General features: G+C 76.8%; 12 protein-coding genes and 2 riboswitches. Of the genes, 8 read left to right on the plus strand and 4 right to left on the minus strand.

Annotation, left to right across the window (positions count from 1 at the left end):
* Positions 1-222: 222 nt before the first annotated feature.
* Positions 223-379, plus strand: a riboswitch (cobalamin riboswitch).
* A gap of 83 nt (positions 380-462) precedes the next feature.
* From LC193_RS06355 to LC193_RS06390, 8 genes are all read left to right on the plus strand, one after another.
* Positions 463-1,503: an ABC transporter substrate-binding protein gene (locus tag LC193_RS06355; protein WP_226072399.1), complete on the plus strand. Its 1,041-nt coding sequence runs from the start codon at positions 463-465 to the stop codon at positions 1,501-1,503.
* Entirely contained in the window at positions 1,500-2,543 is a 1,044-nt protein-coding gene (locus LC193_RS06360; RefSeq protein WP_404819358.1) for a FecCD family ABC transporter permease, read from the plus strand. The genes LC193_RS06355 and LC193_RS06360 overlap by 4 nt, the downstream gene beginning before the upstream one ends.
* On the plus strand, positions 2,540-3,316 hold the full coding sequence (locus tag LC193_RS06365) for an ABC transporter ATP-binding protein (protein WP_226072400.1): 777 nt from the start codon (positions 2,540-2,542) through the stop codon (positions 3,314-3,316). Before LC193_RS06360 ends, LC193_RS06365 begins: the two co-directional genes overlap by 4 nt.
* Before the next feature lie 45 nt (positions 3,317-3,361).
* Positions 3,362-3,454: riboswitch (cobalamin riboswitch) on the plus strand.
* Positions 3,455-3,503: 49 nt separating this feature from the next.
* Positions 3,504-7,112, plus strand: coding sequence for a cobaltochelatase subunit CobN (gene cobN / locus LC193_RS06370; protein ID WP_226072401.1), 3,609 nt, complete (start codon positions 3,504-3,506; stop codon positions 7,110-7,112).
* Positions 7,109-7,828 carry a precorrin-6A synthase (deacetylating) gene (gene cobF / locus LC193_RS06375; protein WP_226072403.1) on the plus strand — a complete coding sequence of 240 codons (720 nt, stop codon included), beginning with the start codon at positions 7,109-7,111 and terminating at the stop codon, positions 7,826-7,828. Before cobN ends, cobF begins: the two co-directional genes overlap by 4 nt.
* On the plus strand, positions 7,828-9,309 hold the full coding sequence (locus tag LC193_RS06380) for a cobyric acid synthase (RefSeq protein WP_226072405.1): 1,482 nt from the start codon (positions 7,828-7,830) through the stop codon (positions 9,307-9,309). Before cobF ends, LC193_RS06380 begins: the two co-directional genes overlap by 1 nt.
* Positions 9,306-10,025 (plus strand): cobalt-precorrin-6A reductase, encoded by a 720-nt coding sequence (locus LC193_RS06385; protein ID WP_226072408.1) that lies wholly within the window; start codon positions 9,306-9,308, stop codon positions 10,023-10,025. The genes LC193_RS06380 and LC193_RS06385 overlap by 4 nt, the downstream gene beginning before the upstream one ends.
* Positions 10,022-10,549 carry a bifunctional adenosylcobinamide kinase/adenosylcobinamide-phosphate guanylyltransferase gene (locus tag LC193_RS06390; protein WP_226072411.1) on the plus strand — a complete coding sequence of 176 codons (528 nt, stop codon included), beginning with the start codon at positions 10,022-10,024 and terminating at the stop codon, positions 10,547-10,549. The genes LC193_RS06385 and LC193_RS06390 overlap by 4 nt, the downstream gene beginning before the upstream one ends.
* Here LC193_RS06390 and LC193_RS06395 read toward each other — a convergent pair.
* Genes LC193_RS06395 through LC193_RS06415 form a run of 4 tightly spaced genes read right to left on the minus strand, consistent with a single transcriptional unit; the run spans position 10,479 to position 16,720 of the window.
* Positions 10,479-11,540 (minus strand): cobalamin biosynthesis protein, encoded by a 1,062-nt coding sequence (locus tag LC193_RS06395; protein WP_226072413.1) that lies wholly within the window; start codon positions 11,538-11,540, stop codon positions 10,479-10,481. The two genes, LC193_RS06390 and LC193_RS06395, sit on opposite strands and share 71 nt — an antisense overlap.
* Positions 11,537-14,023, minus strand: coding sequence for a cobyrinate a,c-diamide synthase (locus LC193_RS29060; protein WP_318842131.1), 2,487 nt, complete (start codon positions 14,021-14,023; stop codon positions 11,537-11,539). Before LC193_RS29060 ends, LC193_RS06395 begins: the two co-directional genes overlap by 4 nt.
* The gene (gene cobO / locus LC193_RS06410; RefSeq protein ID WP_226072416.1) at positions 14,013-14,627 is read right to left on the minus strand and encodes a cob(I)yrinic acid a,c-diamide adenosyltransferase; all 615 of its coding nucleotides are present in this window, start codon (positions 14,625-14,627) and stop codon (positions 14,013-14,015) included. The genes LC193_RS29060 and cobO overlap by 11 nt, the downstream gene beginning before the upstream one ends.
* Positions 14,627-16,720, minus strand: a complete 2,094-nt coding sequence (locus LC193_RS06415) for a VWA domain-containing protein (protein WP_226072419.1) — start codon at positions 16,718-16,720, stop codon at positions 14,627-14,629. Before LC193_RS06415 ends, cobO begins: the two co-directional genes overlap by 1 nt.
* Positions 16,721-16,733: the final 13 nt, after the last annotated feature.

The following is a 16,733-nucleotide window of genomic DNA, read 5'->3' on the forward strand; positions in this document are numbered from 1 at the left end:
GACGACGCGGCGTTTTCCGGCCAAGGCCGGGGCGCCGCGCACCTGTTCGACGGTCAGCGGGCCGCCGCCTGGTCCGGCTCGGCACGCCCCCGGCGCGCGAGGGCGCACGCAGGACGGACTGATCGCCACCGTGCCACTCGGCGCGGAGGCGACGACGTGCCGGTGCGGCCCCGGGCCGCCGGGGCCGTCGGGTGCGGCGGGGCGCTGTGGTAGCTTGCCCGGGCCAGTCGAACCCACGTGCGTGGGTCAGGGAATCCGGTGCGAACCCGGAACTGACGCGCAGCGGTGAGGGGGACGGGCGGGGCAGCAGCCACTGGACCACGGCGTGGTCCGGGAAGGCGCCTCGTCCGGGTGATCCCGAGTCCGAAGACCTGCTGGCGGCCTCCGCGCACGATGCCGTGCTGCGGGGGGACACCGTCCGACAGGGCTCCGCGTACGAGCCCTCGACACCCGGGAACGCCCATGCCGGTCGCGCACGTCCGCCGTTTCTCCGTCCTGGCCCTCACCGGAGCCCTGCTCCTGACCGCCTGCGGCGCCGACGACTCCCCGCCACCGCCGTCCGCGGTGCCCGGAGAGAACGGCTACCCGCTGACGCTCGACAACTGCGGGCGGACGGTGGAGGTCACCGCACCGCCGCGGCGGGCGGTCTCGCTGAACCAGGGCACCACCGAGATCCTGCTGTCCCTCGGGCTCGCGGACCGGATGGCAGGCACGGCCACCTGGACCGACCCGCTGCCGCCGGAGCTCGAAGAGGCCAACGCCCCGGTGCCCCGGCTCGCCGACAACGCCCCGTCCTTCGAACGGGTCCTGGACGCCGAGCCCGACTTCGTCGCCGCGTCCTTCGCCTCCACGCTGGGCACGGGAGGCGTGGCCGAGCGCGAGCGGTTCGAGGAGCTGGGGGTGCCCACCTACCTCTCCCCCTCCGACTGCGTCGGCAAGGACAACAGCGGCGAGGGCGACGGGACGCGCACCGAGGCGTTCACCATGGAGACGGTCTACGGCGAAGTCCTCGACCTCGCCAGGATCTTCGGCGTCGAGGAGCGCGGCGACGAACTGGTCGCGAGCCTGCGGGCGCGCGCGGAGCGGGCCGCCTCGGGCATCGACGCGTCCGGGGCGACGCTCCTGTACTGGTTCGCCAACTCCGAGTCCCCGTACATGGCGGGGTGCTGCGGCGCGCCCGGCGTCATCACCGACGCGCTCGGCGCGGAGAACGTCTTCGACGACAGCCGCCAGGAGTGGCCCCAGATCAACTGGGAGACGGTCGCGGACCGGGACCCCGACGTGCTGGTGATCGGTGACCTCACCCGCAGGTCGCAGACCACCGAGAGCGCGGCCGAGAAGATCGCGTTCCTTGAGTCGCACCCGGTCACCCGCACGATGACGGCCGTGCGCGAGCAGCGCTACGTGCTGCTCAGCGGCCAGGCCATGAACCCCTCCATCCGCACCGTCGAGGGCCTGGAGCAGGTGGCGGCCGCGCTGCGCGACCACGGGCTCGCGGAGTGAACGACCGGATACGCGCGCACACGCGCGGCGGTGCGCTGTGGGCGGCGGGGCTGGCCGCGCTGTGCGGCTCGGTCGCCCTGGCCGTCACCATCGGCCCGGCGAGCATCGGCGTCGGGGACGTCTGGTCCGCCATCGCGGCCCGCCTGGGCCTCGGCACCTCGGACCTCGGCAGGCTCAGGGACGAGATCGTGTGGAACCTGCGGCTGCCCCGGGTCCTGCTCGCGGCCGTGTGCGGCGCGGGGCTCGCGGTGTGCGGGGCGGTGATGCAGTCGCTGCTGCGCAATCCGCTCGCGGACCCCTTCGTGCTCGGCGTGTCCTCGGGTGCCTCGACCGGTGCCGTGCTGGTGGTCGTCCTCGGGGCCGGGGGCGGCGCGCTGTCGGTGTCGGGGGGCGCGTTCCTCGGCGCGGTCTGCTCGTTCGCGCTGGTGCTGCTGCTCAGCCACACCCTGGGCGGCACGCAGGACCGGGTGGTGCTCGCCGGTGTCGCGGCGATGCAGCTGTTCTCCGCGCTCACCTCCTTCGTGGTGATGACGAGCGCGGACGCGGAGACCACGCGCGGCGTGCTGTTCTGGCTGCTCGGCTCGCTCGGCGGCGCGGCCTGGGCGGACGTGTGGCTGTGCCTCGCGGTGCTGCTCGCGGTCCTCGTGGTGTGCCTGGGGTACGGCGGGGCGCTGGACGCGTTCGCGTTCGGGCAGGACGCGGCGGCCTCGCTCGGGGTGTCGGTGGCCCGCACGCGGCTGGTGCTGCTGTGCGCCACGGCGCTGCTGACCGGCGCGCTCGTCAGCACCGCGGGGGCCATCGGCTTCGTCGGCCTGGTGCTGCCGCACGCCGCCAGGGCGCTGACGGGGCCGGGGCACGGGCGGCTGCTGCCGGCCTGCGCCCTGGCGGGCGCGGTGTTCCTGGTGTGGGCGGACACGCTGGCGCGCACCGTCCTCGATCCGCAGGAGGTGCCGGTGGGGGTGGTGACCTCGCTGGTCGGCGTGCCGGCGTTCGTCCTCGTCCTGTACCGCACCCGCCGCGGCGTGCGGAGGGCGTCATGACGCTGCGCGCCGAGCGGGTGTCCCGCTCCGCCGGCGGGCGGCTGATCCTGGACGGGGTCGACCTGGCGCCCCGCCCCGGGCGGACCACGGGCGTGCTGGGGCCGAACGGGTCGGGCAAGTCGACCCTGCTGCGCCTGCTCGCCGGCATCCTCTCCCCCGCCTGCGGGGTCGTCACGCTCGACGGGCGCCCGATCGGCGAGCTGCCCCGCAGGGCGGTCGCCCGGCGCGTGGCCGTCGTCGAGCAGCAGGCCGACACCCAGGTCGAGCTGACGGTCGCCGACGTGGTGCGCCTCGGCCGCGTTCCGCACCGGCGGCCCTGGGCCCCGGCCTCGGCCGCCGACGAACGGGCCGTGCGCACCGCGCTCGCGCAGGCCGGGCTGACCGGGCACGCGGAACGCGCCTGGCACACGCTCTCCGGGGGCGAACGCCAGCGCGCGCAGATCGCGCGCGCCCTGGCGCAGGAGCCGCGGGAACTGCTGCTCGACGAGCCGACCAACCACCTCGACATCCAGCACCAGCTCGACCTGCTCGCCCTCGTCGCCGCGCTGCCCCTCACCACGGTCGTCGCCCTGCACGACCTGAACCTCGCCGCGATGTACTGCGACGACCTCCTGGTGCTCGGGCAGGGCCGCGTGGTGGCCCGCGGCACCCCGGGGGAGGTGCTCACCGAGGACCTCATCGCCCACGTGTACCGGGTGCGGGCCGACGTCACCGCGTCCGGGCCCGGCGGCCGTCCCCACATCCGGTTCCTCGGCACCCTCCCGCCCGCGTGACGGCGCCGGTCCGGTGGGCGGGGAAGTCGCGTAGGCTGACCGGCGCCCGCGGTGACAGGAACCCGGTGTGATTCCGGGGCGGTTCCGCCACTGTGACGCCGTCGCCGGCCGACGGCTCAGCCAGACACTGGCCGCGGGCCCGTCCGACCGTCACACGGGGCGAGAACCCCGGAGGAGGAACTTGGCGATGGCCGAGCCCGCCAAGCGCATAGCGCTGCTGTCCACGTCCGACACCGATCTCCTCTCCGCCCGGGCCAGTGGCGCGGCCTGGCGGTGGGCCAACCCGGCGCGCGCCGGCGACGCCGAACTGACCGCGACCGTCGACGGCGCGGACCTCGTCCTCGTCCGCCTCCTCGGCTCGCCCGACGACCTGTGGCACGGGCTCGGGGCCGTCCGCGGCCGGGGCACGCCGCTGGTCGTCCTGGGCGGGGAGCAGCAGCCGAACGCCGAGCTGATGGAGCGCTCGACGGTGCCGACGGGCGTCGCGGCCGAGGCCCACAGGTACCTGGCGGAGGGCGGCCCGGCCAACCTGGCGGAACTGCACGCGTTCCTCTCCGACACGGTGCTGCTGACCGGCGAGGGCTTCGAGCCGCCGGCGGCGATCCCCGAGTGGGGGCTGGCCGCCAGGCCGCAGGCGCCCGAAGGCGCTCTGCCCCGGGTCGGGGTGCTGTACTACCGCGCCCACGAGGCCAGCGGCAACACGGCGTTCGCGCACGCGCTCGCCGACGCGATCGACGCGACCGGCCTGGCCGTCGGGGTGCCCGTGTTCGCGGGGAGCTTGCGTTCGGCGCCCGAGGAGCTGTACGCCGCGCTCGGCACCCTCGACGCGCTGATCGTCACGGTCCTCGCGGCCGGCGGCACCGTGCCCGCGGGCGTGAGCGCGGGCGGGGACGACGAGGCGTGGGACGTGCGGCGGATGGCGGCGCTCGACATCCCCGTGCTCCAGGGGCTGTGCCTGACGTCGAGCCGCGCCGAGTGGGAGGCGTCGGACGACGGGGTGACGCCGCTTGACTCGGCCAGCCAGATCGCGATCCCGGAGTTCGACGGCCGGATCATCACCGCGCCGTTCTCGTTCAAGGAGTTCGACGCCGACGGGCTGCCGCACTACGTGGCCGACCCCGAGCGCTGCGCCCGGGTCGCGCGCATCGCCGTCAACCACGCCCGCCTGCGGTCGGTGCCCAACCGGGACAAGCGGCTCGCCATCGTGCTCTCGGCGTACCCGACCAAGCACGCGCGCATCGGCAACGCCGTCGGCCTCGACACCCCGGTGTCGGCGGTCCGGCTGCTGCGCCGGCTGCGGGAGGACGGCTACGACCTCGGCGAGGACAACGCCGTCGTGCGCGTCCTGGACGCCGGGCACGGCGACACCGAGGCGGGCGACGCGCTCATCCACGCCCTCATCGCGGCGGGCGGCCAGGACGAGGAGTGGCTGACGTCCGCGCAGCTGACCGACGCGCACGTCCGGATCGGCGCGGAGCAGTACGCGGCGTGGACCGCCGACCTGCCGGCGGAGCTGCGCGACGCGATGGCGGAGAAGTGGGGCCCCGCGCCCGGCAGCCTGTTCGTCAACGACGCAGGTGAGCTGGTGCTCGCCACCCTGTCCGCCGGCAACGTCGTGCTGCTGATCCAGCCGCCGCGCGGCTTCGGCGAGAACCCGATCGCGATCTACCACGACCCTGACCTGCCGCCCAGCCACCACTACCTCGGCGCCTACCGCTGGATCGAGCACGGCTTCGGCGCCCACGCCATCGTCCACCTGGGCAAGCACGGCTCCCTCGAATGGCTGCCGGGCAAGAACGCGGCGCTCTCCGCGGCCTGCGCGACGGACGCGGCGCTCGGCAGCCTGCCGCTGGTCTACCCGTTCCTGGTCAACGACCCGGGCGAGGGCGCGCAGGCCAAGCGCCGCGCGCACGCCACGATCGTCGACCACCTCGTGCCGCCGATGGCCCGGGCGGAGAGCTACGGCGACATCGCCCGGCTTGAGCAGCTGCTCGACGAGCACGCCAACATCGCGGCGATGGACCCGGCGAAGCTGCCGGCCGTCAGGGGCGAGATCTGGACGCTGATGCAGGCCGCCCAGCTGCACCGCGACCTGGGGCTTGAGGAGCGCCCGGGGGACGAGGAGTTCGACGACTTCCTGCTGCACGTCGACGGCTGGCTGTGCGAGGTGAAGGACGCCCAGATCCGGGACGGTCTTCACGTGCTGGGCGAGGCCCCTACCGGCGAGGCCCGCGTCAACCTGGTGCTCGCGATCCTGCGCGCCACCCAGGTGTGGGGCGGCGCGGACGGCGCCGTTCCCGGCTTGCGGGCCGCGCTCGGCCTGAAGGACGCGGCGTCGGCCGGCACGGCGGAGGTCGACGCGTTCGAGGCACGGGCCCGCGAGCTGGTCGAGGCCATGGAGGCGGCCGGCTGGGAGCCCTCGGCCGCGGCCGGGCTGCACGACGCGCCCGAGGTGCGGCGGGTGCTGGAGTTCGCGGCGGCCGAGGTCGTGCCGAGGCTGGCCCGCACGACCGACGAACTGGCCGCCGTCCGGCACGCGCTGGACGGCGGGTTCGTGCCCGCCGGGCCCTCGGGCTCCCCGCTGCGCGGCCTGGTCAACGTGCTGCCGACCGGCCGGAACTTCTACACCGTCGACCCGCGCGCCGTTCCCTCGCGGCTCGCGTGGCAGGCAGGGCAGGCCATGGCGGACTCGCTGGTCGCGCGCTACCTGGAGGAGACCGGCCGCTACCCGGAGTCCGTGGGCCTGTCCGTGTGGGGCACCTCCGCGATGCGCACCTCGGGGGACGACATCGCCGAAGTGCTCGCGCTGCTCGGCGTGCGCCCCGAGTGGGACGCCGAGTCGCGCCGGGTCAGCAGGCTCGCCGTCGTCCCCCCGGACGAGCTGGGCCGGCCCCGCATCGACGTGACCGTGCGCATCTCGGGGTTCTTCCGCGACGCGTTCCCGCACGTCGTCGCGCTGCTCGACGACGCCGTCCGCCTGGTCGCGGCGCTGGACGAGCCGGACGAGCAGAACTTCGTGCGGGCCCACACCCGCGCCGACCTCGCCGAGCACGGCGACGAACGCCGCGCGACCACCCGGGTGTTCGGCTCCCGGCCCGGCGCCTACGGGGCGGGCATCCTCCAGGCGATCGAGTCGGGGTCGTGGCGCGACGACAACGACCTGGCCGAGGTCTACACGGCGTGGGGCGGCTTCGCCTACGGGCGCGGCCTCGACGGCGTCCCCGCCGCCGACGACATGCGGGCCAACTACCGGCGCATCAAGGTCGCCGCCAAGAACGTCGACAGCCGCGAGCACGACATCGCGGACTCCGACGACTACTTCCAGTACCACGGCGGCATGATCGCGACCGTCCGCGCCCTGACCGGCAGCGACCCCAAGGCGTACGTCGGCGACTCGACTTCGCCGGACGCGGTGCGCACCCGCACGCTGGCCGAGGAGACCTCCCGGGTGTTCCGCGCCCGCGTGGTCAACCCGCGCTGGATCGCTGCCATGCGGCGGCACGGCTACAAGGGCGCCTTCGAACTGGCGGCCACGGTCGACTACCTGTACGGGTTCGACGCCACCGCGGGCGTCGTGCACGACGGCATGTACGAGTCGCTGGCCAGGGAGTACGTGCTCGACGAGACGACCCAGCGGTTCCTGCGCACGTCCAACCCCTGGGCGCTGCGCGGCATCGTCGAACGGCTGCACGAGGCGGCCGAGCGCGGCCTGTGGGCGCACCCGGACCCCGAGCTGCTGGCCGCGTTGCGGGAGGTCTACCTGGAGGTCGAGGGCGACCTGGAGGACGAGCAGTGAGGATCAGGGTCCTCGGCGTCGGCATGGGCCCGCAGCACGTGACGCCCGAGGCCGCCGAGGCGCTGCGCGGCGCCGACTACGTGCTGGCCGCCCGGAAGGCCGAGCACGACCCGCTGCTCGATGTCAGGCGCGCGATCTGCGAACGGCACGGGGTCGAACTCGCCGTCGTGCCCGACCCGCCGCGCGACCGCGACGACCCGGCCGACTACCCGGCCGCGGTCGCCGCCTGGCACGAGGAACGGGCCGCCGCGTACGAGCGGGTGCTGGCGCGCCGCGGCGGCACCGCGGCGTTCCTGGTGTGGGGCGACCCGTCGCTGTACGACTCCACGATCCGCGTCGTGCGGCGGGTCGCCGGCCGCCTGGGCGCCGACTGGGACGTGCTGCCCGGTATCAGCGCGCCCCAACTGCTCGCCGCCAGGCACCGGATCGTGCTGCACGAGGTCGGCAGGCCCGTGCACATCACCACGGCCAGGCGGCTGCCCGAGGCGGTCGCGGCCGGCCAGGACACCATCGTCGTCCTCCTCGGCGGCGAGCCAGACCTGTCCGGCCTCGCGGACTGGACGATCTGGTGGGGCGCCAACCTCGGCGCCGCGGGCGAGGAACTGGCGCACGGCCGCGTCGGAGACGTGCTGCCGGGGCTCGGCGCGGCACGGGAGCGGGCCAGGGCCGCGGCGGGCTGGGTCATGGACATCTGCCTGCTGCGCCGGGAGCGCTGATGGCCGGGCTCCTGGTCGCCGGCGCCACCTCGGACGCGGGCAAGAGCGTGGTGACGACCGGCCTGTGCCGGGCGTTCGCGCGCCGGGGCGTCGCGGTGGCCCCGTTCAAGGCGCAGAACATGTCCAACAACTCGATGGTCTGCCACGGCCCCGACGGGCGGCCCGCCGAGATCGGCCGCGCCCAGTGGGTGCAGGCGCTCGCGGCGCGCGTGGCGCCCGAGCCCGCGATGAACCCGGTGCTGCTCAAGCCGGGCGGTGACCGGCGCAGCCACGTCGTGCTGATGGGGCACCCGGCGGGTGAGGTCGCCGCCGCGGACTTCGCGACGGGGCGCCGGCACCTCGCCGAGGCGGCGCACCGCGCGTTCGACGACCTGGCCGGGCGGCACGAGGTCGTGGTCGCCGAGGGCGCGGGCTCGCCTGCCGAGATCAACCTGCGGGCGAGCGACTACGTGAACATGGGGCTCGCCCGGCACGCCGCGCTGCCGGCCGTCGTCGTCGGGGACATCGACAGGGGCGGGGTGTTCGCCGCCCTGTACGGGACGGTGGGGCTGCTCGGGGCGGCCGACCAGGCGCTGGTGGCGGGGTTCGTGGTGAACAGGTTCAGGGGCGACCGCGGCCTGCTCGGGCCGGGGCTCGACGCGCTGGAACGCCTCACCGGGCGGCGGGTGTTCGGCGTCCTGCCGTGGGCCCCCGGCCTGTGGCTGGACTCGGAGGACGCCCTGGACCTGAGCGGCAGGCGTTCCGCCGATGAGGGCGCGCGGCGCGTCGTGGTGGTGCGGCTGCCCAGGATCAGCAACTTCACGGACGTGGACGCGCTCGGCCTCGAACCCGGCCTCGACGTCGTGTTCGCCTCGCGGCCGCGCGACCTCGCGGACGCCGACCTGCTGGTGCTGCCCGGCACCCGCGCCACCCTGGCCGACCTGGCCTGGCTGCGGGCCCGCGGGCTCGACCGCGCCGTCGTCGAGCACGCCCGCAGGGGCAAGCCGCTGCTCGGCATCTGCGGCGGGTTCCAGATGCTCGGGCGGCGCGTCACCGACCCGCACGGCGTCGAGGGGCCGGCGGGCGCCGACGTGGCGGGGCTCGGACTGCTCGACGCGCGCACCGAGTTCGCGGCGGCCAAGACGCTGCGGCTGCCGGCCGGGACGGCGCTCGGCGCGCCCGCCTCCGGCTACGAGATCCACCACGGCCGGGTCACGCGCGGGGGCGGCGGCGAGGAGTTCCTCGGCGGGGTGCGGGCGGGCAACGTGTTCGGCACGCTGTGGCACGGCGCGCTTGAGGGCGACGAGCTGCGTGCGGCGTTCCTGGCCGAAACGCTGGGCCGCGCGCCGTCCGGGGTGGGTTTCGGCGCGGCGCGCGAGCGCAGGATCGAGCTGATCGCGGACTTGGTCGAGGAGCATCTCGACGTCGGCGCGCTGCTGTCGCTGGCCCGGCGGGGCGCGCCCGCTGGGCTGCCGGTCCTGGCGCCCGGAGGTGCCGGGTGAGGCTGCTGCTGCTCGGCGGCACGGCGGAGGCCCGCGCGCTCGCGGCCCGCCTCGTCGATGAGGGCGTCGACGTCACGACCTCCCTGGCCGGCCGGGTGGCACGGCCGCGGCTGCCCGTCGGAAAGGTGCGGATCGGCGGCTTCGGCGGGGTGGCGGGGCTGCGGGCCGCGCTCGCCGCGTACGACGCGGTGGTGGACGCCACCCACCCGTTCGCCGTGGGCATGACCGCCAACGCGGCGGCGGCCTGCACCGACCTGCCCCTGCTGCGGCTTGAGCGGCCCGCGTGGGAGCCCGCGCCGCAATGGCGGTATGTCGACACGCACGAGCAGGCGGCCGGTCTGGCCGCGGCGCTCGGCGCGCGCCCGTTCCTGACGGTGGGCCGCCAGGAGCTGGCCCGCTTCGTGCCCGCGCTCGCGGAGCGGTCCGCGCTCGCCCGCGTGGTGGACCGCCCGGAGGTGCCGCTGCCCGCGCCGTGGCGGCTGGTCACCAGCCGGGGGCCCTACCGCCTGGAGGGGGAACTCGACCTGATGGGCCGGCACGGAGCGGACGTGCTCGTCACGAAGGACTCGGGCGGCACGTACACGTGGCCGAAGATGGCCGCCGCCGCGCGGCTCGGCGTTCCGGTGGTCGTCGTGCGCCGCCCGCAGGGCCCGCCGGGCGTGCCCGCGGTCCACGACGTGGACGCGGCGGTCGCGTGGGTGCGGGGGCTGCCGTGAGGGTGCTGGTGACCGGCGGCGTCAGGTCGGGGAAGTCCCGGCACGCCGAGGCGCTGCTCGCGGGCCGCGCGGACGTGGCCTACGTGGCCCCCGGGCCCACGGCAGAGGAGGACCGCGACCCCGACTGGGCCGCCCGCGTCGCCGCGCACCGCGCGCGGCGCCCGCCCGGCTGGCGCACGCACGAGACCCGGGACGTCGCGGGCGTGCTCCGCGCGGCGCCCGGCCCCGTGCTCGTCGACTGCCTCGGCACCTGGCTCACCGGCGTCATCGACGGGCGCGGCCTGTGGGACGCGCCGGGCGAACGCGCCGCCGAGGCCGTGCACGCGCTGGTCGACGAGGTGGCCGAGGCGGTGCGCGCCGCCACCGACATCGTGCTGGTGACGAACGAGGTCGGGCTCGGCGTCGTTCCCTCGCACCGCTCGGGCCGGCTGTTCCGCGACCTGCTCGGGACCGTCAACCAGCGCGTCGCCGACGCGTGCGACGAGGTCCACCTGGTGATCGCGGGGCGCGTGCTCGTGCTGTGACCCGCGCCCTGGCCCCGGCCCGCGCCCCGGCCAGGGCGGCGCCGGCCGCCAGCAGGGCCGCGCCCGCGTCGACCCGCCGCGCGAGCGCCACGGCCCTTGGGATGTCCGCCGCCCGCGCCTCGCGCCCGGTGCCGAGGACCGCCCGGTGCTCGGTGCGCGTTCCGTAGCGGTTGGTCCCGCCGAGCCGGACGCCGAGCGCCCCGGCGAAGGCCGCCTCGACGACGCCCGCGTTCGGGCTCGGATGGGCGGCGGCGTCCGCGCGCCAGGTCGCCAGCGCCCGGCGCGTGCGGGCGGGCGCCCCGGCCGCAGCCGCCGCGAGCAGGCCGCTGAGCCGCGAACCCGGCAGGTTGAGCGCGTCGTCGAGCCGGGCCGAGGCCCAGCCGAACCGCTCGTACCTGGGGTTCCTGTGCCCCACCATCGCGTCGAGGGTGTTGGCGGCGCGGTGGCCGAGCAGCCCGGGGACACCGGCGAACGCGCCCCACACCAGGGGGGCGACGACGGCGTCCGAGGTGTTCTCGGCGACCGACTCGACCACGGCCCTTGCGATGCCGCCCTCGTCGAGCCCCGTGGTGTCGCGCCCGACCAGGTGCGTGAGCCGCTGCCGCGCGGCGGGCAGGTCGCCGCGCACCAGGTGGGCGTGCACGGCGAGCGCCTCCCGTTCCAGCGACCGGCCGCCGAGCACCACCCAGGTCGCGGCGGCGGTGACCGCCGCGTGGGCGAGCGGGCCGCGTCCGCTGCCGCGGGCCGCGGCGCGCCCGGCCAGTGCCGCTCCCCCGACGAGCACGGCGGCGTACGCGGCGCCGCGCGCGCGGCTGTCGGCCCACATGCGCCGTTCCAGGGCCGAGGCCGCCGCGCCGAAGCCCGCCACCGGGTGGCGGCGGCGCGGGTCGCCCAGCAGCCGGTCGGCGGCGAAGCCGAGCAGCAGCCCGGCGGCGCGGGCGGCGAGCCGTTCGGTGGCGGACTGCGGCGCGGCGGTCGGGTCGGGGGTCACGCGTGCGGCTCCCGCGGTGAACGGTCCTGGCCCGCCCGGCCGTTCAGGGAGTCGATGGCGGCCAGGAGCCGCCGGGTGCGCTCGGGCGGCCGGGCGGCGACGCGGACCCAGTCCCCGCCGAGTCCAGGGAAGGTGTCGGCCCTGCGCACGGCGATGCCGCGCTCCCGCAGCAGCGGGCGCGTGCCCTCCCCGAGCCGGGCGAGGACGAACGGCGCCGACGAGGCCACCACGTCGAAGCCCCGGTCGCGCAGGCCGTCCGCGAGCAGGTCGCGCCACCGGGCGAGGGCCAGGGCCCGGTCGCGGGCGTCGGCCGCCGCCGCGTCCGAGCAGGCGGCGACCATCGCGTCGACGGCGGTCGTGGAGACCGACCAGGGCGGCTGAAGAGCGGCCAGTTCGCGGATCACCCCGGGGTCCGCGACCACGTACCCGGCGCGCACGCCGGGAATGGACCAGTGCTTGGTGAGGCTGCGGATCACCGCGACCCCGGTCAGGCGCTCGCGGACCAGCGACTGCGGCTCGCCGGGAACGGCGTCCATGAACGCCTCGTCGACCACGACGAGGCGCCCCGCGCGCCGCAGGCCGCGCAGCAGCCCGGCCGGGTGGAGCGCGCCCGTCGGATTGGTCGGGTTGCCGATGACGACGAGGTCCGCCTCCTCCGGCACGTCCGCCGGGTCGAGCGCGAACCCGTCGCCGGGACGGCACAGCACGCCGGTGACGCGGTGGCCCGCCTGTTCGAGCGCGGCGTGCGGCTCGGTGAACTGCGGGTGGACGACCACGGGCAGCCGCCACTCGCGCAGGCGCGCCACGAGGGTGAACGCCTCGGCGGCGCCCGCCGTGGGGAGCACGTCGCGCTCCTCGCGCCCGTGGTGCCGGGCGATGGCGGCCCTGGCCGGCGCCGGGTCCGGGTACTCCGCGACCCGGTCGAGGCTGCGCCGCAGCGCCCGGTCCAGCCACGCGGGCCGCGCGCCCTCGTACACGTTGACGGCGAAGTCGAGCAGCCCGGGGGCCGTTTCCCTGTCCCCGTGGTGGCGCAGCGGGTCGGGCACCCGCTCGTCGCCGCGTGGCCGCGCGGAAGTGCTCCCGGCTGTCGGCTCGGGCGGCGCGGCGGCCGTGGCGTGCGGCGAGGCGGCGTGGACGGCGTCGGCGAACCGCTGCGCGAGCCGCGGGTGGCCGGCCCAGTGGACGTGCAGGTACGAGGCGTGGCACGTGGCCGACGCGAACCCCGTGGCCTCGCCGTCGACCCGCCAGGCCGCAGCGGAGCCGGCCGCGGGCACGGCCCGCGTGCGGTGGAACTCGTGCCCGGTGACCTGCTCCCCCGCGCGGGTGAGCAGGCTGTCCGCGGCGGCCGTCGCGACGGGGTAGCGCAGGGTGAGGCGGTCGGTCATGGCCGTTTCCGTCGGCAGCACCCCGGCCATGGGGGCGCCGTCGAGGGACGCGGCGAGGTAGAGCAGCCCCGCGCACTCCGCGACCGTGGGGACGCCGCCGCGCACGGCGGCGCGCAGGTCGTGCAGGAGGGCGCGGTTGGCGGCGAGGTCGGCCGCGTAGACCTCGGGGAAGCCGCCGCCGAGGTAGATGCCCCGGGTGTGCGGGGGCAGCGCGGTGTCGGTGAGCGGGTCGAACGGGACGACCGCGCAGCCGGCCGCCGTCAGCAGCTCCTCGGTCTCGGCGTACCGGAACGTGAAGGCGCGCCCGCCCGCCACGGCGACCACGGGCCGCCCTCCCCCGGGCGCGGCGACCTCGCGGCCCGGGTCCCAGGGCGTCGCGCCGAGCCCGGGTGCCGCGCGGGCGACCGCGAGCAGCCCGTCGAGGTCGAGGTGGCGGGCCATCCGCTCGCCGAGGCGCGCGACCAGCTCCTCGGGGGCCGCGCGTTCGGCCGCGGGGACGAGCCCCAGGTGGCGCGAGGGCGTGAACAGCCCGTCCTCGCGCGGCACGACGCCGAGGACGGGCAGCCCGGCGCGTTCGAGCGCGCGCTGGATCTCGGCGGTGTTGCGGGCCGAGACCGCCCGGTTCAGCACGACGCCGGCCACGTCGACGCCGGGGTCGTAGGCGGCCATGCCGAGCGCCACGGCGGCGGCGGAACGGGACTGCCCCGCGATGTCGACGACGAGCACCACCGGGGTGCGGGTCAGCGCCGCGACGTGGGCGGAGGACGCGAAGCCGTCCGTGCCGAGCCGGCCGTCGTGCAGCCCCATCACCCCCTCGACCACGGCGACATGGGCGCCCGCCGCGCCGTGCAGCAGAAGCGGAACGACCCGTTCCGCTCCGACGAGGTGCGGGTCGAGGTTGCGGCCCGGCCGGCCGGTGGCCAGCGCGTGGTAGCCGGGGTCGATGTAGTCGGGGCCCACCTTGTGGCCGCTGACCTCGTGCCCGGCCGCGCGCAGGGCGGCCATCAGGCCGGTGGCGACGGTGGTCTTGCCCTGCCCGGAGGCGGGGGCCGAGACCATCAGGCGCGGCAGCCGCCGGGCCCCGGGCTCACCACTCAATGCCCCGCTGCCCCTTCTGCCCCGCGTCCATGGGATGCCTGACCTTGGTCATGTCGGTGACCAGGTCGGCGGCGGCGACCAGCCGCGGGTCGGCCCCGCGCCCGGTGATGACGACGTGCTGGTGCCCCGGCCGCGCGGCCAGGGTGCGCACGACGTCCTCCGCGTCGACCCAGCCCCAGGCCATCGGGTAGGTGAACTCGTCGAGCACGAGCAGGTCGTGGGTCTCCTCGGCCAGGCGGCGCTTGATCTCCGCCCAGCCCTCGGCGGCGGCAGCGGCGTGGTCCTCGGCGTCGCCCCGCTTGCGGGCCCAGGACCAGCCGGAGCCCATCTTGTGCCACTCGACGGGCCCGCCCTCGCCCGTCTCCTCGTGCAGCCGGCCGAGCCGTTCGAGCACGGTCTGCTCACCGACGCGCCACTTCGCGGACTTGACGAACTGGAACACTCCGATGCGCCAGCCCTGGTTCCAGCCGCGCAGCGCCAGGCCGAACGCGGCGGTCGACTTGCCCTTGCCGTCGCCCGTGTGCACGACGACGAGGGGGCGTTGGCGCCGCTGCCGCGTGGTCAGTCCGTCGTCGGGGACGTTCACCGGCCTGCCCTCGGGCATCAGGCCGCCCCCCTCAGGCCGCCGGTGCGGTCGCGGACGGTCCCGGCGAGCACGTCCGCGCCGACCTCGGCGACGGGCAGGTGCTCGGCGCCGAGCCGGCGCGCGAGGTCGGCGGCGAGGCCGAGCCGCAGCGGGCCGGTCTCGCTGTCGACGACCACGGAGGTGACGCCGGAGGCGGCGACGTGCTCCGCCGCCAGGCGCGACCGGGCGAGCGCGTCGGGGCCGCCCGTGGCCCGGCCGTCGGTGACGACGACGAGCAGGGGGCGCAGGCGCGGATCGCGCAGCCGTTCCCGCCGCAGGACCCGGTCGGATTCGAGCAGGCCCTCGGCCAGCGGCGTGCGGCCCCCGGCCGGCAGTTCGTCGAGGCGGAGGGCGGCGATCTCCACCGAGTGGGTCGGCGGCAGGACGAGGTCGGCCCGCGGGCCGCGGAACGTCACGAGGCCGACCTTGTCCCGGCGCCGGTAGGCGTCGAGGAGGAGCGAGAGGATCGCGGTCTTGACCTGGGTCATGCGCTTGCGCGCGGCCATGGAGCCGGACGCGTCGACGCAGAACAGCACCAGGTTGGCCTCGCGGCCCTCGCGCACGGCGTGGCGCAGGTCCTCGGCGCGCAGCCTGGGCCGCCCGCCGGCCGGCCCGCGCGCGGGCTGGGCGCCGGCGGCGGCGCGCAGCGTCTCGACGAGGTGCAGGGATCCCGGCGTTCCGTCGGCGCGGCGCGCGCCGACCCGGGTGCCGGTCTCGGCGCGCGCCCGGCTGCGCCGCCCGGCGGCGCCGTCGCCGAGGCCGCGCACGGTCAGCAGCCGGGGCCGGTAGGGCGTCGCGGCCCGCACGGTCGTCGACCCGCTCTCGTCCTGGCCTTGCGGCGGCGTGGCCGCGGGGGCGCCCGGCGCGTTCCCTTCCGCGTCGTGGTGCGCGGCGCCCCCGCCCGGCCCGTCGCCCTCGCCCGCGCCGTCGCCCCGGTCCGCCGGGGCGGGCTCGCCGGGCGCGTCCCGGCCGTCCCCCGGCCCCGGGGGCTCGGGGTCGTCGCCAGGCGCGGGGCCGCCCGGTGGCGGTGGCGGCGGGTCGGCGTCGCCGAGCAGTTCGTCCAGCAGGTCCTCGTCGAGCCCCGGGGCGTCGAACGGCTTGCGCCGCCGCCGGTGCGGCAGCGCGAGGACCGCGGCCCTGCGGATGTCGGCGCGGGTCACCTCGTCCCTGCCCTCCCACGCGGCGTGGGCGACGGCGGTCCTGGCGGTGACGATGTCGGCGCGCAGCCCGTCCACGTCGAAGGCGGCGCACACCTCGGCTATCTTCAGCAGCGCCGCGTCGCCAAGGCGCACGTTCCCGACGTGCGCGCGCGCCGCCTCGATCCGTTCCGTGAGCGCGGCGTCGGCCGCCCGGTAGCGCGCGGCGAACGCGCCGGGGTCGGTGTCGTGGGCGATCCGCCGCCTGACCACCTCGGCGCGCAGCCGCGGCTCCCTGGGCGCCGCCACCTCGACGGTCAGCCCGAACCGGTCGAGCAACTGCGGTCGCAGCTCGCCCTCCTCCGGGTTCATCGTGCCGATGAGCACGAACCGGGCGGCGTGCTCGACGGAGACGCCGTCCCGTTCGACCGTGGCGCGGCCCATCGCGGCGGCGTCGAGCAGCAGGTCGACGAGGTGGTCGTGCAGCAGGTTGACCTCGTCCGCGTACAGGATGCCCCGGTGGGCGCGGGCGAGCAGGCCGGGCTCGAACTCGACCTTGCCCTGGGCCAGCGCGCGCTCCAGGTGGAGCGAGCCGAGGACGCGGTCCTCGGTGGCGCCCACCGGCAGTTCGACGAGCCGCACGGGCCGCGTCTCGGTGGCGGCGTCCGCGGGGAACGGGCCGTCGGGCGAGGCGGCGCCCGGGTCGTGCGGGTCGCTGGAGAAGCGGTCCCCCGCCACGACGTCGATGGGCGGCAGCACGGCCGCGAGCGCGCGCACCGCGGTCGACTTGGCGGTGCCCTTCTCGCCCCGGATGAGCACGCCGCCGATGTCCGGGGAGACGGTGGTGAGGATCAGCGCCAGACCCATGTCGTCGAGTCCGCCGGGGTGCCCGGCGTCGCAGCCGAGAACCGCGGAAAAGGGGTACTGCGTCGGCATGTGAGGCTCCCGC

The sequence above is a fragment of the Streptomyces marincola genome, assembly GCF_020410765.1.
GTDB lineage: Bacteria > Actinomycetota > Actinomycetes > Streptomycetales > Streptomycetaceae > Streptomyces > Streptomyces marincola.

Excerpts from the sequence above, each read along its gene's own strand:
- LC193_RS06380 (WP_226072405.1), top strand. The coding sequence starts at position 7,828 with ATGGCCGGGCTCCTGGTCGCCGGCGCCACCTCGGACGCGGGCAAGAGC.
- LC193_RS06365 (WP_226072400.1), top strand. The coding sequence starts at position 2,540 with ATGACGCTGCGCGCCGAGCGGGTGTCCCGCTCCGCCGGCGGGCGGCTG.
- LC193_RS06415 (WP_226072419.1), bottom strand. The coding sequence starts at position 16,720 with ATGCCGACGCAGTACCCCTTTTCCGCGGTTCTCGGCTGCGACGCCGGG.
- LC193_RS06355 (WP_226072399.1), top strand. The coding sequence starts at position 463 with ATGCCGGTCGCGCACGTCCGCCGTTTCTCCGTCCTGGCCCTCACCGGA.
- cobN (WP_226072401.1), top strand. The coding sequence starts at position 3,504 with ATGGCCGAGCCCGCCAAGCGCATAGCGCTGCTGTCCACGTCCGACACC.
- cobO (WP_226072416.1), bottom strand. The coding sequence starts at position 14,627 with ATGCCCGAGGGCAGGCCGGTGAACGTCCCCGACGACGGACTGACCACG.